This is a genomic window from Streptomyces sp. NPDC005648, from assembly GCF_040605395.1.
Taxonomy (GTDB): domain Bacteria; phylum Actinomycetota; class Actinomycetes; order Streptomycetales; family Streptomycetaceae; genus Streptomyces.
In genome coordinates, this window is sequence record NZ_JBEXCS010000009.1 from 22198 (window position 1) to 45081 (window position 22884).

Sequence of the window (22884 nt, forward strand, 5' to 3'; positions counted from 1 at the left end):
GCACCCGCGCCGCCACGGCCAACCCCGGCCGTTCGCAAGACAATTCGAGAGGGCACCCGGACGGGCATTGGTCAACGAATTCGGCGCGCCGAGCCACGACGTCGTTTCCATGTCCACACAACTCGTGCGCGGATATTTCGAATTGCCGTCGCGGGCGCGTCAAGGACCGTGCGATACGACACTTGTTGTCCGGATTATTCAGGACTAAACGGTGCATATGGCGAGCGGTTGGAAATGGCATCGCCGGTTTTACGGAAACCCGCAGCCGACGCTAGGGTCCCTCAAATGTTTCCCGGCAAGCAGCGTGATTCCTTCTTCGACAACGCCAAGTACCTGGCGATCGTGCTCGTGGCCATGGCCCACTCCTGGGAGCCGCTGAAGGGCGACAGCCGCGTCCTGGAGGCCGCGTACAGCGTCGTGTACACCTTCCACATGCCGGCGTTCATCATCATCTCCGGCTACTTCAGCCGCGGTTTCGACATGCGACCCGACCGTCTGAGGCGGCTGGTCACCGGCGTCGCCGTACCGTATGTCGTCTTCGAGACGGTGTACTCCCTCTTCAAGCGCTACGGCGACCACGACCCCGGCATGGCCGTCAGCCTGCTCGACCCGTGGTACCTCACCTGGTTCCTGGTCGCCCTGTTCATCTGGCGGCTCACCACCCCGCTGTGGAAGACGGTCCGTTGGCCGCTGCCCCTCGCGCTAGGCATCGCGATGCTGGCCGGCGTCTCGCCGGAGATCGGCGACGACCTCGACCTGCAGCGCGTCCTGCAGTTCCTGCCGTACTTCGTGCTGGGTCTGTGCATGAGGCCCGAGCACTTCCGGCGGGTGCGCACCCGGACGATGCGGATCGCGGCGGTGCCGGTCTTCGCGACCGCGCTCGCCGTCGGCTGGTGGGCGGTGCCGCGGATGGACACCGCGTGGTTCTACCACCGGGACGCCGCCCAGGAGTTGGCCGCGCCCTGGTGGTCGGGGCCGGTCATGACCCTCGTGCTGTTCGGCTGCGCGCTGCTGCTGACGGCCTGCTTCTTCGCCTGGGTACCGGGCCGCAGGACGTGGTTCACGCCGCTCGGCACGGGCACGCTGTACGGCTATCTGCTGCACGGTCTCGTCATCAAGGCCGGTGACTTCTACGGCTGGTTCGACCACAGCTGGATGCGCGAGCCGCTCGGCGAGATCCTGGTGACGGTCCTCGCCGCCGCCGTGGTCACGCTCCTGTGCACCAAGCCGGTCCGGCGAGTCTTCGGGTGCGTCGTGGAGCCCGAGATGAAGTGGGCGTTCAGGCCGGAACCGGCGGACCCGGCCGACCCGGCGCGGGAGCGGGAACACGACCGGGAAACGGCCGAAAAGGACCGCCGGCACGAACTGGCCGACGTCTAGGGGGTATCCCTCTGCCCCGGCTCCAGGCCGAGGAGCGCGCGCATCCGGGTGTACTTCGCGGTCAGCCGTGTGCGGGTGGCCGGGTCGGCGAGGCGGGCGAGGCGGGCCGGGTCGGCGTTGTGCGCCAGGTCGGCCTCCTTGACCAGGAGCGCGCCTGGCGTGGCCAGCACGCGCCCCGCGTACGCCTCCGGCGTCTCCCCCGCGCGCTTGGTGACCGCGAGCACCATGTCCTTCGTACGGCGGCTCAGGGCGGCCTCCTCCAGCCAGCGCTCGGACAGCGCGTCGTCCTCGACGGCGTCGTGCAGCCAGGCCGCCGCGATCTGGTCGTCGTCGCCGCCCCGCGCCCGTACGCCCTCGGCGACGGCCTGGAGGTGCTCGGCGTACGGCCGCCCGGCCTTGTCGGTCTGCCCCTCGTGGGCCTCACGGGCGATTCTCTCGACGTCCGGCAGTGACAGGTTCATCCCTTTTCCCCGTGTCGTCTCGCAGGCGCCGCTCAGCGGGTCGCGGCCGCCGTCGGTCCCTCGCGGCAGATCAGCAGCAGCGCCCTGTCATCGTTGACGTCCTTCGCGACGGCCTCGATGAGATGCCAGGCGGCGCCGTGGAAGCCGCCGGCCACATACCGGTCGGCCTCCCCGGTCAGCCGGTCGATGCCCTCGACGATGTCCCGGTCGGAGGTCTCCACCAGACCGTCCGTGAACAGCATCAGGACGTCTCCGGGCCGCAGCGAGCCCTTCACGGGGTCGAACTGGGCGCCGTCGTACACCCCCAGCAGCGGCCCCTCGGCCGCCTTCTCCTCCCAGCGTCCGCTGCCCGCGCTGAGCTGGAGTCCCGGTGGATGGCCCGCGGAGTAGAGCTCGTAGTCGCCGGAGTCGAGGTCCAGGACGAGGTGGATGGAGGTCGCGAAGCCCTCGTCCCAGTCCTGGCGCAGGAGGTAGCCGTTGGCGGCCGGGAGGAACGCGTGCGGGGGCAGGGAGCCCAGCAGACCGCCGAACGCGCCGGACAGGAGCAGGGCGCGCGAACCCGCGTCCATGCCCTTGCCGGAGACGTCCGTGAGGACGACCTCCAGGGTGCGCCCTCCATTGGTGCGGGACGCCACCACGAAGTCGCCGGAGAAGGACTGGCCGCCCGCCGGGCGCAGGGCCATCTCGCGGTGCCAGCCGTCCGGCAGCTTGGGCAGCTTGCTCTGGACGCGGATGCGTTCACGCAGGTCGAACAGCATGGTGCCGCCGCGCCGCCAGGGCACGCCGACCCGGCTGCGGAACTGTGCCACCAGCAGCCCGAAGAAACCGCAGGCGGCGACCACCAGGACCACGCCCGGGGTGACCCGCGAGGGCCCCTCGGTGTACGGCCCGAGCTGCACCGACTCCACGATCAGCGCGGTCGCCGCGGCCGCGTACAGGCCGAGCAGGCTCGCCGGGCGCAGCAGCAGACCGCCGGCGACGATCGGGATGACCAGCGCGGCCGGGGAGCACCACACCGAGTTGGCCAGGGTCACGGCGGCGATCACCGGGATGGTGAGGAGCAGCAGCCCGAGCGCGATCCACTCCGAGCCGTCGCCGCGGAAGTAGTCCACGGCGCTTCTGCGCACGCCGACGCGGACCCGGTGCCACTGCATCCTCAACCGGGCCGTGAACGTCTCGGCTTCCGCGCGCCGCTCTCGTCCTGCTGCCATTAGTTCGGGACCCTATCCATCGGACCAGCTGCTTGGCACGGGAGGTCCCACTTGTCCCCCGTCCGAGGTTCAACTTCACAGTGAACTTCACGAGCGGCCGCTTCGTCGCCGCCAAGGCGAAATTCCCTCGCCCGTCCTGCGATGCGCTGGTAGGCATGGTTCATGGGGACTGACTTGCGGGTGCTCGTAAAGGACGAATGGGACGAGTGGTACGACAGCCTGCTCCGCGCCTTCGGCGGGGTGCCGGAGTCGGCCGAGGAGCGGGCGCTGTGGCGCGATCTGACCGAGACGGAACGATCCATCGGAGCCTGGGACGGTGACTCCTGCGTCGGCACGGCTGGCGCGTTCTCCTTCCGGCTGACCGTGCCCGGCGGTGCCGCGGTGCCGGCCGCCGGGGTGACGATGGTCGGCGTGGCCGCCACACACCGGCGGCGCGGGCTTCTGACGGCCATGATGCGGCGGCAGTTGGACGACGTACGGTCCTGGGGCGAGTCGGTGGCCGTGCTGACGGCCTCGGAGCCGGCGATCTACGGCCGCTTCGGCTACGGCCTGGGGACCTACCACGTGAACGCCGAGATCGACACCAGCCGTGTGCGGCTGAACGTGCCGCCCGGCACCGACGACGTACGGCTCAGGTACGCCAATCCGGCCGATGTCCTCGACGTGTGCGAGGCGGTCTACGCCCAACTGGCCGCGCGGCGGCCGGGGATGCTCGTGCGGGCCCCGGGCTGGGAGCGGCTCGGGGTGCTGGACCCGGAGAGCGACCGGGACGGCGCGTCGCCGTTGCAGTGCGTGGTCGCGGAGCGGGACGGGGAGGTCGTCGGGTACACGCGGTTCCGGGTCAAGCCGGACTGGGGGCCCGCGGGGCCCAACGGGACGGTGGTCGTGCGGGACGCCGATGCGCTGGACCCGGCCGCGCACGCGGCGCTGTGGCGGTTCCTGTTCGGCATCGACCTGACCTCGAGGATCGACGCGCGGCGCCGGCCGGTGGACGAGGGGTGGCAGCACCTGGTCTCCGACATCCGCCGCTGCTCGCTGCTGGTGCGGGACTCGCTGCACATACGGCTGGTGGACGTCGGCGCCGCGCTGGAGGCCCGTACCTACCAGGCGCCGGTGGACGTGGTGTTGGACGTCGAGGACGCCTTCTGCCCCTGGAACGGCGGGCGTTGGCGGCTGACCGGCGATCCGAAGGGCGCGTCCTGCCGTCGTACCGAGGACCCGGCCGATCTCGCCCTGTCGGTAAGGGAGTTGGGCTCGGCGTACCTCGGCGGCGTGAGCCTCGACGCACTCGCGGCGGCCGGCCGGGTGCGGGAGCTGCGCCAGGGCGCCCTCGCGGAGGCGTCCCTGGCCTTCGGCTCCGCGGTCGCCCCGTGGCTGCCGCACGGGTTCTGACCGGGTCTCAGCTCACCGCGTCTGGCAGGTCGGGCACCAGAAGAGGTTGCGGGCGGCGAGATCGGCGGTGCGGATCTCGCCGCCGCAGATGTGGCAGGGCAGGGTGGCCCGGCGGTAGACGTAGACCTCGCCGCCGTGGTCGTCGACGCGCGGCGGACGGCCCATCGCCTCGGGGGTGTGCTCGGGGCGGACGGTGTCGATGCGGTTGTTGCGGACGCCCTCGTGCATCAGCGCGACCAGGTCCGCCCAGATCAGCTCCCACTCGGCCGGGGTGACGTCCCTGCCCGGGCGGTAGGGGTCGATGCCGTGCCGGAACAGCACCTCGGCGCGGTACACGTTCCCCACGCCCGCGATCACCTTCTGGTCCATGAGCAGCGCGGCGACCGTCGTACGGCTGCGGGAGATCCGCCGGTACGCCGCCTGCGGGTCGGCGTCCGCGCGCAGTGGGTCGGGGCCCAGCCTGCCGTGTATGGCCCGCTTCTCGGCGTCCGTGATGAGGGCGCAGGTCGTCGGGCCGCGCAGATCGACGTACGACAGGTCGTTCGCGAGGCGCAGCCGGACCGTGTCGGTGGGCGGGGGCGGCGGGGCGGCACCGAAGTTCACCTTGCCGAAGAGGCCGAGGTGGATATGGACCCAGTCGGTGTCGCGGAAGCCGAGGAAGAGGTGCTTGCCATGGGCCTCGGTGCGGGTGAGCTCGGCGCCGTCGAGGAGTGCGGCGGCGTCCGAGAACTTGCCCTGGGGGCTGGTCACCCGTGGTGCCGTGCCGGAGAAGCGGTCGGCGTAGTCCGACGCCAGCCGGTGGATCGTGTGCCCCTCTGGCACGGTGCCCGTTCCTTTCCCAGCCCCTGGGGCGTTCGGTTCAGCCCTGCTGCGGGTGGTGCGCCGGGATCGGGGGCAGCTCGCCCGTCGTCTCGTAGTCCGCGAGCATGTCGATACGGCGGATGTGGCGCTCGTCCTCGGAGAACGGCGTGTTCAGGAAGATCTCGACGAACTTCGTCGCCTCCTCCGTGGTGTGCATGCGCCCGCCGACGGCGACGACGTTGGCGTTGTTGTGCTGGCGTCCCAGGGACGCCGTCTCCTCGCTCCACGCGAGAGCGGCCCGTACGCCCTTCACCTTGTTCGCGGCGATCTGCTCGCCGTTGCCGGAGCCGCCGATCACGACGCCGAGGGAGTCGGGGTCCGCGGCCGTCTTCTCGGCGGCGCGGAGGCAGAAGGGCGGGTAGTCGTCCTGGGCGTCGTAGATGTGCGGGCCGCAGTCGACGGGGTCGTGGCCAGCCGCCTTGAGCCACTCGACGAGGTGGTTCTTGAGTTCGAAGCCGGCATGGTCGGAGCCGATATACACGCGCATGGCTCCGAGTGTGACATGGCTGTTTCGGGGCGGCAGCGCGGGGTGGTGGCCCGGGTGCGGGCTCACTGCGGGGTGAAGGTGTCCCTGACCCTGTCGTAGACCGGGAGGGCGGTGGACTCGGTGTCCGGCCGGTACCAGGTGCTGATCTCGTACGACATCTTTCCCTTGCGGAAGCCGAGGAGACGGGTGTGCCAGGGGGCGCCCTGGACGTCGACGAGGTACTCCCATTCGACCGCGGGGCGGCCCTTGAAGGTGGTCTCCCGCAGCCGGATCCGCTGGTAGCCGGCGCCCTTGCTGGTGTGCGCGGCCTCCTCCTGCTGCCAGTTCTGCAGGAGCGTGGTCCCCTTGGTCGCCAGGCTGGCCCGGCCGACGATCTCCTGGTTGCCGTCGGGCGAGGTGTACTGCACCGAGGAGCCGCTCAGCACCGTCCGTTTCCACCCCTTCGGCGGAACCCAGCTGAACAGACCGGACTCGTCGACGGTGCCCGGCGGGGTGCTGGGGGGCCTGGCCGTGCCGTCGACCGTAGGGGCGGACGAGGCCGGGGTGGTGGTGGAGCCCGGGGAACCCGCCTTGTCATGACCGGGCGAGCCCGAGTGCGAGAAGAGGACGGCCGCTACGACGACTCCGGCGGCGGCGAGCAGACCGACACCGGCGAGGAGCGCGGTGCGGCGGCGGGGGGCGTGGGGTTCGGCCTCGGGGGTGCGGTGCGGGCGGGGAGCGGGTGGGTCGTGCGGGAGTCGGGGCTGCGACGTGGGCGAGGGGTTCAGCGGGGGGTTCGGGGTCTGCGGAGGGTGGGGGGCGCTGCGCCGGGTTGCGGCGCCGTTCTCCCGGATGGGGCGGGGTTGCGTCACCGCCTGGGCGCGGATGAGGGAGACGCCGGTGTGGTGGGGGTCGGTGGAGTGGGCGGGAAGCTGGGTGGCCGGGTGCGGGGTGGGAACCGACGGGTTCTCGGAACGGACGTCGGAACGGAGCTCCGAGGGGACTTCGGTGGAGGCGTTCGAGGCGGGGAACGCCGCGCCGGACGCCGTAGCGGCGGTGGTCTGCGATGCCGGTCGGGCGGGGGCGTCGGTCGATGGCGCCGGTGGGGGTGGGGGTGCGGGTGCTTCTGACGGTGCGTCCTGGACGGACGTGGGCTGTGGCACGGATGTTCGGGGCCGGCTGTCGAAGTCGTGGGTGGGTGGACGGTCCTGGGGCGGGGTGTCCTCCACGGGATCGGACCGCCGGGGATCGCGTGCGGCGCGCACGAGGCGGGTGCCGAGATAGGAGGGGGTGGGCGCCTCGGAGGAGGACCAAGGGAAGGGGGGTACGGGGTCGTCGGACGGCTCGGACGGCTCGGACGGCCGGGGAGTGGGGGTTACTGCGGAGCCGGCGGCCTCGGACGGTGGGGGGACGGAGGCCGGTGGGGAGACGGCCTCGGACGGTTGCGGGACAGAGGTCGGAGCGGGGGCCGGTGCGGGGGCGGCCTCGGGCGGTTGGGGCGCTGGGGTCGCCGGAGCAGCATCCTCGGACGAGTGAGAGGTCGGGGGTGGGGTTGGGGTTGTCGGCGCTGTTGCTTCGGGTGGGTCGGAGAGGGGCGTGGTGTCGGCGGTGTGTTCCGCTTTCGCGTTCCGGGCGGGTGTGGGGCGGCTCGGTGGCTCGGTCGTCGGTGCGGTGGGTGCCGCCGAGGGGTGGTGACCGGACCCGTGTATCGGCTCGGACTTCGTACCTGGACCCGCGCCGGCCTCAGCACCGGAACCACCTGTCGGCTCGGCCTCCGCAGCCGGCCCCACACCATCGGAGCGGCCACCCCGAGACACGGGACCAGCCGCACGTGAGGACCTGCCTGCGGAGGGGTACGGCGTCGGCCTCGTCTCGGGATCGGGATCGGGATCGGAGGCGGGATCGGAGGCGGGATCGGGGGCGAAGGCGGGCCCGTCGGACGGGGTGGGCTCGGGCTCCGGCGAGCCCTCGGTCCCGTCCTGCCCGGGCCGACCGCTCAGCGGGGTGGCCGGATTCCCCGACCCGGCCCCGAACCGGGTCTTCCGGTCCGCTCCCCCACCCGTACCCGCTCCCCCCTCGCCCGCTCCCCCGCCCACGGGAATCGTCGGCATGGTGGGTGGGAAGGCGATGGGGCGCAGGGCCTCCGAAACGTCGTGCAGGCTGGGGCGGACCGAGGGGTCCTTCTCCAGGAGGGCGGCGAGGACGTCGCTCAACGGGCCTGCCGAGGAAGGGATTTCGGGCTCCTCGTAGAGCACCGCGTGCAGCGTCGCCAGGGTGGTGTCGCGGGAGAACGGGGAGCGCCCGCCGAGCGCCGCGCAGAGCGTCGCACCGAGGGACCAGATGTCCGAGGGCGGGCCCTGGGGACGACCGGAGACGCGTTCGGGCGCCATGTAGTCGGGGGAGCCGACCAGCATGCCCACCATCGTGAGGGCCTTGGCGTCCTGGATCGCGGCGATGCCGAAGTCCGTGAGGACGATGCGGTAGGCGGCCGCGGACTCGACCAGGACGTTCCCCGGTTTGATGTCCCGGTGCAGGACCCCGCGGGCATGGACCTGGCGGAGCGCGGCGACGAGGCCGAGCCCTATGCGGGCCGTCTCGCGCGGCGCCAGCGGGCCGTCCTCGACCATCATGCGTTCGAGGGAGCGGCCCACCACCAACTCCATGACGATCCACAGGCGTTCGCCCTCGTCCACGACGTCGTAGACCCGCACCACGTTCGGGTGGTCGATCCGCGCCGTCGCCCTCGCCTCACGCAGCGTCCGCTCACGGCGGGTGCGGGTGTCCTCGGCGTCCAGTCCGTCTATGCGCATCTCCTTGACGGCGACGGAACGGTCGAGCATTTCGTCGGTCGCCCGCCACACCCGCCCCATTCCCCCCTGGCCGATACTCTCGACCAACCGGTAGCGCCCCGTCACCAATAGCCCTGGAACACCGCCACTCCTCGCATTCCCCGGCAATCCGCCGCACCCCCTCAACGACCGCCCCGAACAGAACACAATGGTCACACTTAGCGCCGTACCAGCATAGTCCGGAGAAATCTTGTGGTACCTCTTCAAGTACTGCGAATTCAGGCGCAGCCCAGGGGGACGCAAGGGGGACGAACATGAGTTCTCGTCGTACGACCGTGATCGTGGGATCACTGGTCACGGCATCTTTCTCGGCCGTGATGATCCTGCCCTTCACGGCCAGCGCCGACGATCAGGGACCCGGAAGCAGCAAGGGGGGAAAGGTCGTCGACCAGCCGCCGAAGGGCGTGAAACTGACCACGCTGCTGCCGTCGAGGATCTCGGTCGACAACAGTTCACACAAAACCGCGATCACCGCGACCGTGAAGAACGACGGAACCAAGGACAGCGGCACCGTGAACCTGCTGGTGGTCGGTTTCGACGGTCTCAAGGTCAATTCCGTCGAAGGCTGTTCGGCGATCGCCGACAAAGATCTGCCGAAGGGCTCGAACAGCGGTTTCAGCTGCGCCGTCGGTAATCTCGCCGCCGGTAAGTCGAAGTCGTACGCGGTCGACGCGACATTCGATCTCGGCAAGAAGGGGGAGATCTGCCTGCCGGTGCAGACCGGCGACGGGAAGAAGACCTACTGGCAGCAGGGGCCGGTGCCGTTCGGCACGAACGACCACTCGCCGAACGCCCCGGCGACACCGCTGCTCCTCGGTACCGACAACAAGCCGGTGGCACCGGGCGGCGACCAGCTGCCCAAGACGGGCGTGGGCCGGGACATCCTGCCGCTGGGCGCGGCGGGCGCCACGCTGATGGCCGCCGGTGCGGCCGGGCTGTGGTGGTCCACCAGGCGGCCGACGGCCCGGCGCCTGGCCGGCTGACCACGGGGACACGAGCGATCGGTGGCCGGGACGTTCACGCGTCCCGGCCACCGCCCCGAATCCGGACTCCGTCGCGCCCGAGGCCTCAAATCCCCACAGCCCCGAAAAAGCTGACGGCACCTGTCAGGTTATGCGGGCAGCATCGGCGCCATGAACACCACCGATCTGCTCGTCCTCCGCCCCGGCGATCCCGGCTACGACGAGGAACTCGCCGGTTTCCAGACCGGGTTCACGCAACGGCCCGCGATCGTCTACGCCGCCTCCTCGGCCGAGGACGTCGTCGCCGCCGTGCGGTACGCGGCCGAGCGCGGCCTGTCGGTCGGGGTGCGGGCCACGGGGCACGGGCTGCCCGGTGCCTCGGAGGGTGGTGTGCTCGTCACGACGAAGCGGATGGACCGGGTGGTGGTGGACCCGGAGGCCCGTACGGTCCGGGTGGGGGCGGGTGTGCGCTGGGGACAGGTCGTGGCGGCCGCCGCCCCGTACGGGCTCGCGCCCCTCAACGGCTCCGCGCCGGGCGTCGGCGCCGTCTCCTTCACGCTGAGCGGCGGACTGGGCATCCTCGCCCGGGAGTTCGGGTACGCGGCCGACCATGTGCGGTCCCTCGACGTGGTGACCGCCGACGGGCGACCGCGCCGGGTGACACGGGAGTCGGAGCCCGATCTGTACTGGGCGCTCCTCGGCGGCGGGCACAACTTCGGCATCGTCACCGAGTTGGAGATCGGCCTCGTACCGGTGCGGACGCTGTACGGCGGCTCGCTCGCCTTCGACGGGCGCGAGGTCGATCCGGCGGTCCTGCTGAGGGCGTACGAGCAGTGGACGCGGACCGTGCCGGACGGGATGACCTCGTCCTTCGCGGCCGTACCGTATCCGGATCTGCCGGCGTTGCCGCCGCGTCTGCGGGGGCGGTACGTGGTGTCCGTGCGGATCGCGTACACGGGGGCGGACGGTGACGAACTCGTCGGACCGTTGCGGGAGTCGGGGCCGGTACTGGCCGACTCGCTGCGGGAGATGCCGTATGCCGAGAGCCACACCATCCACAGCGACCCGGACGTTCCGCACGCCTACTACGGGGACAGCGCGGTGCTGGGCGCGCTGGACGCCGGCAAGGCGGGTGAGGTGCTGCGGCGGGTCGGGCCGGACGCCGGTGGGCCGATGTGTGTCGCGCAGATCAACCATCTGGGCGGTGCGCTCGCCCGGCCCGCGGCCAACGCGGTGCCGTATCGCGAAGGGCGTTTCCTGGTCCGGCTGTTGGCGGTGGGGGACCGGGAGAAGGCGCGGGAGGTGCTCGATCCCGCGTTCGCGCTGCTCGGCGACGAGACGCTCGGGCGGGCGCTCAACTTCGCCTTCGGGGCCGGGGACCGGACCGCGGGGCTGTACGGCGAGGAGACGCTGAAGAGGCTCGTGGGGCTCAAGTCCCGGTACGACCCGGCGAACCTCTTCCGCGACAACTACAACCTCAGCGCTTGTTGACGAGCTTCCAGGCGGTGGGGGTGACGCCCATCGCCAGGGCCGCCTTGAGGGCGTCGCCGAGCAGGAACGGGGTGAGGCCCGCGGCGACGGCGGCGGAGGCGGACATGTCGGCGGCGTAGGCCAGGTACGGGACGCCGATGGCGTAGATGAGCGCCTCGCCCAGCAGCATCGTGCCCGCCATGCGCAGCACATCGCGGTCGGCGCCACGGCGGGCCAGGGCGCCCACGACGGTGGACGCGAGCAGCATGCCGAGGATGTAGCCGAAGGAGACGGAGACTCCGGAGGTGCCGCCTGCGAACCACGGGACGCCGGCCAGGCCGGCCAGCGCGTACAGCACGAGCGCGGACAGGCCGCGGCTCGCGCCGAGGGTGGTGCCGACCAGGAGCGCGGCGAAGGTCTGTCCGGTGACCGGGACCGGGGAGCCGGGGACCGGGACGGAGATCTGGGCCGCGAGACCGGTGAGCGCGGCACCGCCGAGCACGAGGGCCGCGTCCCGGACACGGGAGGCGGGGAGCAGGTCGGCGAGGACCTGGCCGGTGCGGGCGGGGGCGGCGGTGGCGGTGGCGGTGCTCATGGGGACTCCGCGGATCGGGACGGACGGGGACTCCGCGACGCTAACCCAGCGGACTCGCGGCGATCACCGTCAGCGCCCGACAAAGCCTGGAGCTGCGGGTTCGTGGGCTCCGGACAAAGGATGCGGCTTACACCGGGTACGGCGTGACACCGGTCACCCGGCAGGGGTGAGGCCGCTCTCGCGGAGCGGCGGCCCGCCGTCTCGCCCGTCGGTCGCCGTCTGGGCAGCGTTGGCCGGTTTTGCTAGCTTCGGGCATATGGTCGCCCAGTCACGGAACTTCTCGTCGCGTCGCCATGTCGACCTGCGGCGAGTCGGCGCGTCCGCCTGTCGCCGGAGTTAGCGGGGCGGCCGAGCGGAATCCGGTGTGCCTCGCTGTACGAGACGGCGCAGTGTCGGACCCGTTCTCCGAGGATGATCTCCATGCCCCGTACCGCGGCAACCACTCTCACCTCCGCTCCCCCTTCTCCTCCGCCCCCTCCGCCCCCTCCGCCCCGTGACGAGCGGCGCCGGACGAGCGCCAGTGTCGTGCTGCGGTCCGTGCTGGAGCACGGGCCGGTGGCGCGCTCCACCATCGCCCGGCTGACCGGGCTGTCACCGGCGTCGGTGACCGACTACTGCGCCCGCTTCACCGAACGCGGGCTCATCCGGGAGGCGACCGCACCTCGGCGGTCCAACGGCGTCGGCCGCCCCCATGTGCCCGTCGATCTCGACGACTCGCGGTTCGTGGTGGCCGGCGTCCATGTGGCCGTGCCGTACACCACGGTCGCCCTGCTCGATCTGCGCGGCCGGGTGGTGGCCCGGCGTGAGCTGAAGCACGAACGCATCGACCCGGACTGGGTGTTGGGGCGGGCCGCCGAGGGCATCGCCGGGCTGATCGCGGGTGCTCCCGGCTGTCGGCCGCTCGGGGTGGGCGTCGCGGTCGGCGGCTGGGTCGACCGGGAGTCCGGGGTCGTCGTCGAACACCCGCTGCTCGGCTGGCGGGATGTGGCGGTGCGCGAGACCCTCGGCGAACGCACCGGGCTGCCGGTCCATGTCGACGGTCACGCACGGGCGTTGGTCAACGGCGAGCGGCTGTTCGGACGGGCCCGGGGCAGCGGAAGCGTGCTGCACCTGTTCGTCGGCAACGTGGTCGACGCGGCGTTCGCCACCGGCGACGAGGTGCACCACGGGCCCCGTTCGCAGGCCGGCGCCATCGCCCATCTGCCGGTGCCGGGCGGCACCGAACCCTGCGACTGCGGCCAGGTCGGCTGCCTTCAGGCCGAGTTGAGCGAGCGGACGCTGTGCCGGCGGGCCCGGGAGGCGGGTCTCGTCGAGGGCGTCAACCCCATGCATGTCGTCGCGGCGGCCGAGGCGGGGGACGCGGAGGCCGTACGGCTGCTGGTGGCACGGGCCGGTGCGATCGGCCGGGCGGCCCGTCTGCTGCTGGACGTGCTGAACCCGGAGACGGTGGTGGTGACCGAGGTCGGCGTCATCCATCGCCAGGACTGCCTGGAGGCGCTGCGCGCGGGGGTCGGTGCGCGGCGCGCCGGTTCCGTCGTGCCGACGAGTTTCCCGGATTCCGTGCTCGCGGTGGCGGGCGGTTCGGTGGCCCTCGACGTGCTTTACCGGGACCCACTGGCAGCCTGACCTCAGCGGAATTAATTCAGAAACTCCGAATGTTGACAGGGGTTCCGCGGGGCGGAGAACATGCTGGTCATGAGCCCGCACCTGTACTGTCGCGCCCTTTGTTGCTGACACGTTGCCCCGCGTGACGCGCTCATTTCCCCTGCGTTGATTCCCTTCTCGGTGACTTTCTCTTGCGCTGACCAAGTGCAGATTCAGGGAGCTTTCCCATGCCTATTTCCCGCACGTCCGGCGTCGACCGGCGTCTCTTCCTCACCTCGATCCTCGGTGCCGCCGCGGGTGTCGCCGGACTCAGCGGGTGCGCCGGCGGCAGTGCGGCCGCCGACACCAAGGGCGTCTCGTCCGCGCCGCTCGCCGACAAGGTCCCGGCCGGTACGAGCCTGAAGATCGCCTCGTATCTCGGCACCCAGCAACTCCAGTTCAAGCTGGCCCGTTTGGGCGATCCGCCGTTCAAGGTGTCGAGCTGGGTGAACATCGGCGCCGGCCCCGATGTCATCAACGCGTTCCGCGCGAAGTCCCTGGACCTCGCCAACAACGCGGGCATTCCGCCGATCCAGGCGCACTACCAGGGCTTCGCCGCGAAGATCGTCGCGATCGGCATCACCCGCAAGCCGAACTACCTGTTCGCCACCAAGCCGGGCAGCGACATCCGGTCGGTCGCCGACTTCAAGGGCAAGAAGCTCGCCTTCTCGCAGGGCCAGGCCCAAGGAGTGGTGCTGCTGCGGGCGTTGAAGCGGGCCGGCCTGAAGTACGACGACGTGAAGCTGGTCCCGCTGACCAGCAACCAGTTCCTGACCGCCCTGCAGTCCGGCCAGGTCGACATCGCCCCGCTCGCCAACAGCCAGGCGCCCGCCTATCTGCAGCAGTACAGCTCCAAGGGCGCCCACGCCATCACCACGGACGTCGTCGACCTGCTCAACCTGCTGTGGGCGCCGGTCCCGGTCCTCAACGACCCGGCGAAGGCCGCCGCGGTCGCCGCCTACATCCCGTACTGGGCCAAGGGCCAGGTCTGGCAGTACGAGAACCCCGCCATCTGGAACGAGGAGTTCTACGTCAAGACGCAGAACCTGACCCCCGCCCAGGCCAAGTCGATCTCCGACCTCGCCAACAAGCCGCTGTTCCCGCTGAGTTGGGCCGAGGCCATCAAGTGGGAGCAGGAGACCGCCGATCTGCTCGCCGAGGGCGGCTTCGTGAAGAAGTTCGACGTGTCCTCGCTCTTCGACCACCGCTTCGAGTCCCTCGCCGCCAAGGCCGTACCGGCGGAGTACCGGAGGTGAGCGCCGTGACCACCACAACCACAGCCGCCCCGCCCGTCGTCGGGACGGACGGTCCTCGGGTACGGCGACGCAGGCGCGGCCTCTACCCCGGCAGGAGTCTGCCCGCCGGCCGGCTGATCGGCCCCGCCCTGTTCGTCGCCGTGTGGGCCGTCGCCTCGGCCGCAGGACAGCTCGACCCCGGCGCGATCCCGGCGCCCTGGACGGTGCTGCGGACCGCCGGCCGCCTGTGGACCGCCGGGACGCTGCCCACCGACATCCTGACCTCCCTCGAACGGGCCGCGTACGGCTTCGCGATCGGCCTCGCCGCCGGAGTGCTGCTGGCCCTCGCCTCCGGGCTGAGCCGGGTCGGCGAGGCGCTGATCGACGGAACCGTGCAGCTCAACCGGGCGATCCCGACCCTGGGCCTGATCCCCCTGTTCATCCTCTGGCTGGGCATCGGCGAGGCCTTCAAGATCGCCATCATCGCGATCGTCGTCTACATCCCGATCTATCTGAACACCCACGCGGCGCTCTCCGGCATCGACAGCCGTTTCGTCGAACTGGCCGAGGTCCAGGGCCTGTCGAGGTTCCAGTTCATCCGCCAGATCGTCATCCCCGGCGCGCTGCCCGGATTCTTCGTGGGACTCCGGCTCGGGGTGACCGGGTCCTGGCTGGGCCTGGTGGTCCTGGAGCAGATCAACGCCACCAGCGGTCTCGGCTACATGATGTTCCAGGCCCAGAACTACGGCCAGTCCGACGTCATCCTCGTGGGCCTTCTCGTCTACGGCGTCTTCGGCCTGTTCTCCGACAGCGCGGTCCGTCTCATCGAACGGAGGGTGCTGTCATGGCGCCGCACACTGAGCAGCTGACCCGGCCGGCCGTCCGACTCCGGGGCCTGACACGGTCGTTCGAGGGCCGTACGGTCCTCGACGGCATCGACCTCGACCTGCCCGCCGGCCAGTTCACGGCGCTGCTCGGGCACAGCGGCTCCGGCAAGAGCACCCTGCTGCGGGCGATCGCGGGTCTGGACCACGGGGTCACGGGAAGCGGCCGGCTGACCGCCCCGGAACGGGTGTCGGTGGTGTTCCAGGACTCACGGCTGCTGCCCTGGCGGCGGGTGCTGGACAACGTACTGCTGGGCACGGACGGCGAGGAGAAGGGGCGCGCCGCTCTTGCCGAGGTCGGGCTGAAAGGGCGCGAGCGGGCCTGGCCCAACGAGCTCTCCGGCGGGGAGGCCCAGCGGGCGGCACTGGCCCGCTCCCTGGTCCGTGAGCCCGAACTCCTGCTGGCGGACGAGCCGTTCGGGGCGCTGGACGCCCTGACCCGGATCAGGATGCACGCCCTGCTGCGACAGCTGTGGAAGGCCCATCAGCCGTCCGTGCTGCTGGTCACCCATGACGTCGACGAGGCGATCGTGCTGGCCGACCGGGTGCTGGTCCTGGACCAGGGCCGTATCGGCCTCGATCTGACCATCGACCGCCCGCACCCGCGCTCGTACCGCGATCCGCTGCTCGGCGAGTACCGCGAACGGCTGCTGACCGCGCTGGGCGTCACGGAGGACCACGCATGACCACGACCCCGAGCACCACGGAGGACCCCGTATGACCCGCCGGCTGCACCTCAACGCCTTCCTCATGAACACCGGTCACCACGAGGCCTCCTGGCGCCTTCCGGAGAGCGACCCTTACGCGCATGTCGAACTCGGCCACTACGTCCGGCTCGCCCGGATCGCCGAGCGCGGCACCTTCGACTCACTGTTCCTCGCCGACGGCCCCCAGTTGTGGGGCAACGTCGCCCAGCGCCCGGCGGGCGCGCTGGAACCGCTCACCCTCCTCACCGCCCTCGCGACGGCGACCCGGCACATCGGGCTGATCGCCACCGCCTCCACCTCCTACAACTCCCCCTACAACCTGGCCCGCAAGTTCGCCTCGCTGGACATCATCAGCGGCGGCCGGGCGGGCTGGAACATCGTCACCACCGCCGGTGAGGAGGCCGCCCGGAACTTCGGACTGGACGCCGAGCCCGCGCACGCCGAGCGGTACGCCAGGGCCGCCGAGTTCCTGGACGTGGCCCTCAAGCTCTGGGACAGCTGGGAGGACGACGCGATCGTCGGCGACAAGGCGAGCGGTGTCTGGGGCGACGACACGAAGATCCACCCGCCGCGCCACCGGGGGACGTACTTCAGCGTCGAGGGCGCACTCAACGTGCCGCGCTCACCGCAGGGTTACCCGCTGCTCGTCCAGGCCGGCTCCAGCGAGGACGGCAAGACCTTCGCGGCCCGGTACGCGGAGGCGGTGTTCACCGCCCAGCAGACCCTCGCCGACGCACAGGCCTTCTACGCCGACCTCAAGTCCCGTACGGAGGCGGCCGGCCGGAACCCCGAGCACATCAAGGTGCTGCCCGGGATCGTGCCGGTGATCGGCTCGACGGAGGCCGAAGCGCGGGCGCACGAGCAGGTCCTGGAGGACCACATCGTGTACGCGCACGGCGTCGACCGCCTGGAGAGACTCCTGCAACTGGAGCCGGGTGTACTGGAGTTGGACGCCGAACTGCCCGCCGACCTGCCGCCCGAGGACGTCATCGAGGGCGCCAAGAGCCGCTACACCCTCGTCGTCGAGCTCGCCCGGCGCGACCGCCTCACCGTCCGGCAGCTGATCGGCCGGCTCGGCGGCGGGCGCGGCCATCTCACCTTCGCGGGCACGCCCGAGCAGATCGCCGACAAGATCGAGACCTGGTTCACCCAGGGCGCGGCCGACGGCTTCAACATCATGCCCGCCGTGCTGCCGTCGGGCCTGGAGACCTTCGTCGACCAGGTCGTCCCCCTCCTCCGTGCCCGAGGCCTGCTGCGCGACGAGTACGGCCCCCGGCACCAGACCCTCCGGGAGCGCTACGGCCTCCCCCGCCCCGCCAACCAGTACGTCACCACCCCGGCGCTCGCCTCCGTCTGAAAGGACCATGCCCGTGTCCCCCATCGAGATCCAGAAGGTCACCGCCCACATCGGCGCCCGTGTCTCCGGCGTCGACATCTCCAAGCCCCTGGACGCGGAGACGGCGACCGCGCTCCGTGAGGCCCTCAACGCCCACAAGGCGCTCGTCTTCGACGAGGTGAACCTGGACGACGAGTCCCAGCAGGCCTTCGTCCGCCACTTCGGCGACGTCACCACCGCGCACCCCACGGTCTCCTCCGTCGACGGCGTCCCGAACGTCCTGCCCGTCGACAGCGAGCGCGGCCGGGCCGCCAACCACTGGCACACCGACGTCACGTTCGTCCTCAACCCGCCGCAGGCCAGCACCCTGCGCTCGATCACCATCCCGCCGTACGGCGGCGAGACCCTGATCGCCAGCTCGGCGGCGGCCTACCGCCAACTCCCGGACGCGCTGCGCCAGTTGGCGGACACCCTGTGGGCCGAGCACACCAACGACTACGACTACGCCGTCCCGGAGGAGCAGCTGGACGAGCAAGCGGCCGCCCAGCGCGCCCAGTTCACGTCCATCAAGTACCGCACGGTCCACCCGGTGGTCCGTGTCCACCCGCTGACCGGTGAACGCGGCCTGTTCATCGGCGGGTTCGCCCAGCGGATCGTCGGCCTCTCGCCGGGCGAGTCCCACAAGATCCTCGACCTGCTCCAGGCGTACGTCACCCGGCCGGAGAACATCCTGCGCCACCGCTGGTCCGAGAACCAGCTCGTCCTGTTCGACAACCGCATCACCCAGCACTACGCAGTCGACAACTACGACGGCCGGCCGCGCCGGCTGCACCGGGTCACCGTCGCCGGTGACATCCCGGTCGGCATCGAGGGCAAGGAGAGCTACTCGATCGAGGGCGACGCCTCGCACTACACGTCCGTGGCCGCGTAGTCACCGGCGTCCGCCGCCCCCGTCGTGCGCTACGGCTTGCGGCCCACGCCGCCGTGCTGGCCGATGGGGGCGGTGTCGGCGCCCGGGTCCGGGCGCCACAGCGGGACGGACACGACGCCCGGCTCCACCAGCTCCAGGCCCTCGAAGTAGCCCTCGATCTGCTCGACCGGCCGCAGGAAGTACGGCACCGCTCCGGTCTCGTTGTAGGCGTCCTGCGCCTGCTCGTAGTCCGGGTCGGTGCCGCGCGAGCCCTCGTTCAGGGACAGGTAGCTGCCGGAGGGAAGGCCCGCCATCAGGTTCCGCACCAGCTCGCGGGCCTCGTCGTAGCCGCTGACATGCCCGAGGATGCCGCTGAGGATCAGGCCGGTCGGGCGGGTGAGGTCCAGCGTCTTCCCGGCCGCCTCCAGGATGCGCCCCGGGTCGTACAGGCTCAGGTCCTCGTACGCGGTGACACCCTGCGGCGTCGAGGTGAGCAGGGCGCGGGCGTGGGCCAGGACCAGCGGGTCGTTGTCGACGTAGACGATCCTCGCGTCCGGGGCGTGGCGCTGCGCGACCTCATGGGTGTTGTCCACGGTCGGCAGCCCGGTTCCGACATCCAGGAACTGCCGCACACCCGCCTCCTCGACGAGGTACCGGATACTGCGGCCGAGGAAGGCCCGGCTGCTGCGGGCGATGGTGACGATGCCGGGGAAGACGGCGGTGTAGGCGTCGCCGGCCTCCTCGTCCACCGGGTAGTTGTCCTTGCCGCCCAGCCAGTAGTTCCAGATCCGTGCCGAATGCGGCACCGAGGTGTCGATCTCCGTCATGAGGCCATCCTCCTACGACCGGTCCTGATCACAGGGGGGTTCCGGAAGATCAGTTCGAGTCGGTCGACGTGGCCGCGGAGTCGCGGGCCCGCCACAGGTCCCGCAGGAGGGCGATTTCCGACATGTGGTGGATGAACTCCAGGTTGGTGCCCCAGAGGACGGCGATGTAGGGCTCGTCGGGGTCGGAGCCGTAGGGGTACTGGGAGAGGCCGATCGTGTCGAGCTGGGTGTCGGTCAGGGTGCCCACGTCGGCGCGCCAGCGGTCGATCGTCTGCCAGAAGCGGTCGAGGGCGAGGCCCGGGTCGGGGGTGAAGTCGACCAGCTGTCTGGGGTCCTGACGGCGTTCGCCGAAGGTCCACTCCCACTGGCCCGCGAAGCCGTGGTGCAGATGGCACAGGCGCCAAGCGATCGTGGTGACCGGGGTGACGTCGGGCTCCGGCGGGCCCGTGTGCGCGAGGACCTCCTCGACACGCTCGACGCTCACCTTCCAGTCCTCGGCGATCTTCTCGATGGTCATGCCGTCGGCGACCTGCCGGGCGACCTCCGCGTACTCGCCCGCCGGGATGTCCGGATCGCCCAGGTCCAGGACCCACTCCCCCGGGCCGAACGCCCTGGGCGTCGTCGCCTCGCCGCGGCGCCGCAGCGACCAGCAGTCGGGGACCGGCTCCCAGAGGTACTCCTCCTCACCGAGTCCGGTCAGCCGCACCTGGGCCCGCTCCCTCGCGCAGTCGAACTGGTCGAGCAGCAAGCCGAATCGGTCGGTCCGTACGCCCTGAGTCCGCATGGCCGGAGGCTAGCGGGCGGGCGGTGCGGGGCGCGAGGGAATTGCGGCGCCGCGCCCGCCCACGTCAAGTCACTTGCCCACAGGGCACGTTGAGGGAGAGGAGTGCCGTCGCCCCCTCGCTCATACGGAGCTCGGACACCGCCGCGTTCCTCAACTGTGGGAAGACCCGGCGGTATTCGGCGAGCGGAATGGACAGGAGCCGGCACAGCACCAGTCTGAGCAGGGTGTTGTGGGCCACGACCAGTACGCGTCCGCCGTCATGGGCGGCGGCGATGCGGTGCAGGGCGGCGGCGCCTCTGGCCGCGGCCGCGGCCGGATCCTCGGCGCCGGGGAAGGGGTGGGCCACCGGGTCGGCACGGAAGGCCGCCGCCGCGGCCGGGTCTTCGGCCGCGAACTCGTCGAGCGTACGGCCCTCCACCACCCCGAAGTCACATTCCCGCAGGTCGGGTTCGCGGTGCGGGGTCAGGGCGAGGGCCCGGCAGGCGGGGTCGGCGGTGGCGACGGCTCGGGAGACGGGGGACGTCCAGATCGCGTCGACCGGATGTGCGGCGGCCCAGCGGCCGAGGGCCTCGGCCTGGGCGCGTCCGGTGTCCGTGAGGGCCACGTCGCTGACGCCCGCGTAACGGTTCTCGGCGTGCCAGACGGTCTGCCCGTGGCGGGCCAGAAGAAGGGTCGTACTCATGACACGGTCCTTCCGGAGGCGGGCCCGTCCCCATGGAGGCGGGCGTGTGCGTGGTTCGCCACTGGGGGCGGCAGCCAGCCCCGTGCCGTCAGTTCGTCGAGCAGGCGGGCGTACGGCTCGGTGAAGAGGGCCGTGCGGGACGGGCGGGGGTCGAGGGTGGCCCCGACGCGGACCATGTGGTCGGTGATCTCCACCAGGGAGCCCGCCCCCGTGCCGTGCGCCGCCAGTGCCGCCATGCCCAGCGCCGGTTCCGTCTGGGCGGGTACGCGGGCCGGGCGGCCCAGGATGTCGGCGCGGAGCTGGTTCCAGTACGGGCTGCGGGCGCCGCCCCCGGTGAAGGTGAGCGGGCCGTCCAGTGGGGCGCCGAGGTGGTGGAGGTAGTCCAGGCAGAGCCGCTCCGTGAAGGCGACGCCCTGGAGGAGAGCGGCCCACAGGTCGGCGTCGTCGCGCGGTTCGCCCAGGAGCAGGGCGGAGGCCTGCGGCGCGCGGAACGGGAAGCGCTCGCCCTGGGAGACGAGGGGGTACGCCACCGCGCCCGACGGTTCGCAGGCGGCCGCCCGGGCGTCCATCGCCGCGGGGTCCGCTCCCGAGAAGAGCGCCGTCAGCACGCCGGCGCCCACCCCGGACGCCCCGCCCGGCAGCCAGGTCCCGTCCGGCGCACGGTGGTTGTAGACCACGCCGGTGGGGTCGTGGACGGGGGCGACGGCCGCCCCCTTGAGGACGAGGGTGGTGCCGAGGACCGAGTTCCACGCGCCGGGGCGCAGCGCGCCGGACGCGATCTGGGCCGCGCAGCCGTCGGTCATCCCGGCGATCACGGGCGTGCCGACCGGAATGCCGGTGGCCTCGGCGGCGGCCGCGCAGACTTCGCCGAGCCGGGTGCCGGGACGGACGACGTCGGGCAACAGGCCGTCGGGCAGCCCGAGTTCGGCGAGGGCACCGTAGGGCCAGGCGTCGCGCTCCAGGTCGTAGCCGGTCTTGAGGGCGTGACTGGAGTCGGTGCACGACGGCTCGCCGGTGAGCCGGGCGACGACGACGTCGGGCTGGTGGGCGAGGCGGAGGCGGGGCGGATGCGCGAGATGGAGGTGAGAACGCCGACCCTCCCGAGGTCGCCCCCGCCGCCCCGAGGACGAACCGGGCACACCGGCCCCGGACCCGTCCGTCACCGTGGGCGGCCGCCCGTGAGCCGAGGCCACCCCACCACCACGTCCGCCACCACCGGTGCCACTCCCCCCGCCACGCGGGCCGGTTCCCCGACCGCCGGCCCGACCGATTCCCAGCCCTCCGCCATCGCCGCCTCCGCCGGCGCCCGCGCCACGACCACCCCCATCCCGGCCGGTGCCCACGGCCCCCTCTTCGACACCGCCGCCAGCCCCCCGACCCCCGCCACCCCGTCCGGTCCCCAGCCCACCGGCCCCACCGCCACCACCGGTCCCCAGCCCCCGGCCCCCGCCGATCCCCGGACCACTGCCCCCGTCAGCGCCCAGACCCCGGTCTTCAACGCCCCCACCCCTCCCCGGACCACCACCTCCGCCCGCTCCCGGGCCCCCGTCCCCGGCATCACCGCCCGCTCCCAGGCCCCCGCCCTCGGCACCCCCGTCGGCGCCCAGGCCCCCGCCCCCGACCCCCGGACCGGCGCCCGGGCCGCCGCCGCCCGCCAAGTCGGCGTTCGTCTCCTCGTCGTACTTCTCCACCAGCCACAGTGCCTTCGGCAGTGCCCAGGTGTCCTGCACGCTCAGCCCGAGCGCCCGTGCCCGCGCCGCCTGCTCGGCGGCGCGTCCGTCGTCGTACATCAGGGCGGGCCCGACCGGTCGTCCCGGCACGTCCGTCAGGACCACGGTGCCGGACGTGCCGCATACCGCGAGGCCACCGATCCGCACGGCCCGCGCGTGCGCCCGCGCCTGCCCCATCGCCTGGCGCGAGGCCCTGCACACGCCCTGCCACCACTCCCCCGCGTCCTGCTCGTGCCGCTCCCCCTCCCGGCGCCCGGCCAGCGGAGCGGACCCTCGGCCGACCACCGTCCCGTCCAGGGTGACGGCCAGCACCCGGACGCTCTGGGTGCCCAGGTCGATCCCCAGCCAGGCCTCGCGCTCGTCCAGCATCCGTACCTCCGGGTCTCGTGGTGTCGTGCACGGATCTTTCGCGGCCGTTCGTGTGAACTTCTCAGCCTCTCTCGATATTGACCCCAGGTTTTCGCCGGCGCGAGGGATTGACGCGCAACTTCTCCCGTT

General features: G+C 71.8%; 19 protein-coding genes and 2 pseudogenes. 10 read left to right on the plus strand and 11 right to left on the minus strand.

The window, feature by feature from the left end; genetic code table 11:
• Positions 1-285: 285 nt before the first annotated feature.
• Entirely contained in the window at positions 286-1380 is a 1095-nt protein-coding gene (locus tag ABZT17_RS07345) for an acyltransferase family protein (RefSeq protein ID WP_356344855.1), read from the plus strand.
• Here the strand turns inward: ABZT17_RS07345 and ABZT17_RS07350 are convergent.
• On the minus strand, positions 1377-1841 hold the full coding sequence (locus ABZT17_RS07350; protein WP_356344857.1) for an HD domain-containing protein: 465 nt from the start codon (positions 1839-1841) through the stop codon (positions 1377-1379). The genes ABZT17_RS07345 and ABZT17_RS07350 overlap by 4 nt on opposite strands.
• Before the next feature lie 32 nt (positions 1842-1873).
• Complete coding sequence (locus tag ABZT17_RS07355) at positions 1874-3052, minus strand: PP2C family protein-serine/threonine phosphatase (protein WP_356344859.1); 1179 nt, start codon at positions 3050-3052, stop codon at positions 1874-1876.
• 162 nt (positions 3053-3214) lie between these two features.
• Between ABZT17_RS07355 and ABZT17_RS07360 the strand changes: the two genes are divergently transcribed.
• Positions 3215-4444 (plus strand): GNAT family N-acetyltransferase, encoded by a 1230-nt coding sequence (locus ABZT17_RS07360; protein ID WP_356344861.1) that lies wholly within the window; start codon positions 3215-3217, stop codon positions 4442-4444.
• Positions 4445-4456: 12 nt separating this feature from the next.
• Here the strand turns inward: ABZT17_RS07360 and ABZT17_RS07365 are convergent, their stop codons facing one another.
• The 3 genes from ABZT17_RS07365 to ABZT17_RS07375 all read right to left on the minus strand — a co-directional run bounded on the left by ABZT17_RS07365 (position 4457) and on the right by ABZT17_RS07375 (position 8641).
• Entirely contained in the window at positions 4457-5266 is an 810-nt protein-coding gene (locus ABZT17_RS07365) for a DNA-formamidopyrimidine glycosylase family protein (protein WP_356344863.1), read from the minus strand.
• 37 nt (positions 5267-5303) lie between these two features.
• Positions 5304-5792: a ribose-5-phosphate isomerase gene (locus ABZT17_RS07370; RefSeq protein ID WP_356344865.1), complete on the minus strand. Its 489-nt coding sequence runs from the start codon at positions 5790-5792 to the stop codon at positions 5304-5306.
• A 62-nt stretch (positions 5793-5854) separates the two neighbouring features.
• Positions 5855-8641, minus strand: coding sequence for a protein kinase (locus ABZT17_RS07375; RefSeq protein WP_356345140.1), 2787 nt, complete (start codon positions 8639-8641; stop codon positions 5855-5857).
• Between the two features lie 233 nt (positions 8642-8874).
• Here ABZT17_RS07375 and ABZT17_RS07380 point away from each other — a divergent pair, with 233 nt between their 5' ends.
• Positions 8875-9603, plus strand: coding sequence for a hypothetical protein (locus ABZT17_RS07380; protein WP_356344867.1), 729 nt, complete (start codon positions 8875-8877; stop codon positions 9601-9603).
• 150 nt (positions 9604-9753) lie between these two features.
• Complete coding sequence (locus ABZT17_RS07385; RefSeq protein ID WP_356344869.1) at positions 9754-11073, plus strand: FAD-binding oxidoreductase; 1320 nt, start codon at positions 9754-9756, stop codon at positions 11071-11073.
• Here ABZT17_RS07385 and ABZT17_RS07390 read toward each other — a convergent pair.
• The gene (locus tag ABZT17_RS07390; RefSeq protein WP_356344871.1) at positions 11060-11647 is read right to left on the minus strand and encodes a biotin transporter BioY; all 588 of its coding nucleotides are present in this window, start codon (positions 11645-11647) and stop codon (positions 11060-11062) included. The two genes, ABZT17_RS07385 and ABZT17_RS07390, sit on opposite strands and share 14 nt — an antisense overlap.
• 420 nt (positions 11648-12067) lie before the next feature.
• On the opposite strand from ABZT17_RS07390, the gene ABZT17_RS07395 reads away from it, so the two are divergent.
• The 6 genes from ABZT17_RS07395 (at position 12068) to ABZT17_RS07420 (ending at position 18384) form a co-directional block, all read left to right on the plus strand.
• Positions 12068-13273, plus strand: a complete 1206-nt coding sequence (locus ABZT17_RS07395) for an ROK family protein (RefSeq protein ID WP_356344873.1) — start codon at positions 12068-12070, stop codon at positions 13271-13273.
• A 206-nt stretch (positions 13274-13479) separates the two neighbouring features.
• On the plus strand, positions 13480-14547 hold the full coding sequence (locus tag ABZT17_RS07400) for an ABC transporter substrate-binding protein (RefSeq protein ID WP_356344874.1): 1068 nt from the start codon (positions 13480-13482) through the stop codon (positions 14545-14547).
• A complete protein-coding gene (locus tag ABZT17_RS07405) occupies positions 14544-15395 on the plus strand; it encodes an ABC transporter permease (RefSeq protein ID WP_356344876.1) in 852 nt (283 codons plus the stop codon). Before ABZT17_RS07400 ends, ABZT17_RS07405 begins: the two co-directional genes overlap by 4 nt.
• Positions 15371-16096 carry an ABC transporter ATP-binding protein gene (locus tag ABZT17_RS07410; protein WP_356344878.1) on the plus strand — a complete coding sequence of 242 codons (726 nt, stop codon included), beginning with the start codon at positions 15371-15373 and terminating at the stop codon, positions 16094-16096. The genes ABZT17_RS07405 and ABZT17_RS07410 overlap by 25 nt, the downstream gene beginning before the upstream one ends.
• 31 nt (positions 16097-16127) lie before the next feature.
• Positions 16128-17474: an LLM class flavin-dependent oxidoreductase gene (locus tag ABZT17_RS07415; protein WP_356344880.1), complete on the plus strand. Its 1347-nt coding sequence runs from the start codon at positions 16128-16130 to the stop codon at positions 17472-17474.
• Between the two features lie 13 nt (positions 17475-17487).
• Positions 17488-18384, plus strand: coding sequence for a TauD/TfdA family dioxygenase (locus ABZT17_RS07420; protein ID WP_356344882.1), 897 nt, complete (start codon positions 17488-17490; stop codon positions 18382-18384).
• 29 nt (positions 18385-18413) lie between these two features.
• On the opposite strand, the gene ABZT17_RS07425 is transcribed toward ABZT17_RS07420, so the two are convergent.
• From ABZT17_RS07425 to ABZT17_RS07445, 5 genes and pseudogenes are all read right to left on the minus strand, one after another.
• Complete coding sequence (locus ABZT17_RS07425) at positions 18414-19190, minus strand: SAM-dependent methyltransferase (RefSeq protein WP_356344884.1); 777 nt, start codon at positions 19188-19190, stop codon at positions 18414-18416.
• A 49-nt stretch (positions 19191-19239) separates the two neighbouring features.
• Positions 19240-19974 carry a DinB family protein gene (locus ABZT17_RS07430; RefSeq protein WP_356344886.1) on the minus strand — a complete coding sequence of 245 codons (735 nt, stop codon included), beginning with the start codon at positions 19972-19974 and terminating at the stop codon, positions 19240-19242.
• Between the two features lie 64 nt (positions 19975-20038).
• Positions 20039-20656, minus strand: a complete 618-nt coding sequence (locus ABZT17_RS07435; RefSeq protein WP_356344888.1) for a histidine phosphatase family protein — start codon at positions 20654-20656, stop codon at positions 20039-20041.
• Positions 20653-21711: pseudogene (locus tag ABZT17_RS07440) on the minus strand (FGGY-family carbohydrate kinase); the annotation flags it as partial. The pseudogene ABZT17_RS07440 and the gene ABZT17_RS07435, both read right to left, overlap by 4 nt.
• A gap of 624 nt (positions 21712-22335) precedes the next feature.
• Positions 22336-22755, minus strand: a pseudogene (locus ABZT17_RS07445) (FGGY family carbohydrate kinase); the annotation flags it as partial.
• Positions 22756-22884: the final 129 nt, after the last annotated feature.

Bases quoted from the DNA above. Each gene is read 5' to 3' on its own strand.
- ABZT17_RS07345 (WP_356344855.1), top strand. From the start codon at position 286: ATGTTTCCCGGCAAGCAGCGTGATTCCTTCTTCGACAACGCCAAGTAC.
- ABZT17_RS07350 (WP_356344857.1), bottom strand. From the start codon at position 1,841: ATGAACCTGTCACTGCCGGACGTCGAGAGAATCGCCCGTGAGGCCCAC.
- ABZT17_RS07355 (WP_356344859.1), bottom strand. From the start codon at position 3,052: ATGGCAGCAGGACGAGAGCGGCGCGCGGAAGCCGAGACGTTCACGGCC.
- ABZT17_RS07360 (WP_356344861.1), top strand. From the start codon at position 3,215: ATGGGGACTGACTTGCGGGTGCTCGTAAAGGACGAATGGGACGAGTGG.
- ABZT17_RS07370 (WP_356344865.1), bottom strand. From the start codon at position 5,792: ATGCGCGTGTATATCGGCTCCGACCATGCCGGCTTCGAACTCAAGAAC.
- ABZT17_RS07375 (WP_356345140.1), bottom strand. From the start codon at position 8,641: ATGGGGCGGGTGTGGCGGGCGACCGACGAAATGCTCGACCGTTCCGTC.
- ABZT17_RS07380 (WP_356344867.1), top strand. From the start codon at position 8,875: ATGAGTTCTCGTCGTACGACCGTGATCGTGGGATCACTGGTCACGGCA.
- ABZT17_RS07385 (WP_356344869.1), top strand. From the start codon at position 9,754: ATGAACACCACCGATCTGCTCGTCCTCCGCCCCGGCGATCCCGGCTAC.
- ABZT17_RS07390 (WP_356344871.1), bottom strand. From the start codon at position 11,647: ATGAGCACCGCCACCGCCACCGCCGCCCCCGCCCGCACCGGCCAGGTC.
- ABZT17_RS07395 (WP_356344873.1), top strand. From the start codon at position 12,068: ATGCCCCGTACCGCGGCAACCACTCTCACCTCCGCTCCCCCTTCTCCT.
- ABZT17_RS07400 (WP_356344874.1), top strand. From the start codon at position 13,480: ATGCCTATTTCCCGCACGTCCGGCGTCGACCGGCGTCTCTTCCTCACC.
- ABZT17_RS07410 (WP_356344878.1), top strand. From the start codon at position 15,371: ATGGCGCCGCACACTGAGCAGCTGACCCGGCCGGCCGTCCGACTCCGG.
- ABZT17_RS07415 (WP_356344880.1), top strand. From the start codon at position 16,128: ATGACCCGCCGGCTGCACCTCAACGCCTTCCTCATGAACACCGGTCAC.
- ABZT17_RS07425 (WP_356344884.1), bottom strand. From the start codon at position 19,190: ATGACGGAGATCGACACCTCGGTGCCGCATTCGGCACGGATCTGGAAC.
- ABZT17_RS07430 (WP_356344886.1), bottom strand. From the start codon at position 19,974: ATGCGGACTCAGGGCGTACGGACCGACCGATTCGGCTTGCTGCTCGAC.
- ABZT17_RS07435 (WP_356344888.1), bottom strand. From the start codon at position 20,656: ATGAGTACGACCCTTCTTCTGGCCCGCCACGGGCAGACCGTCTGGCAC.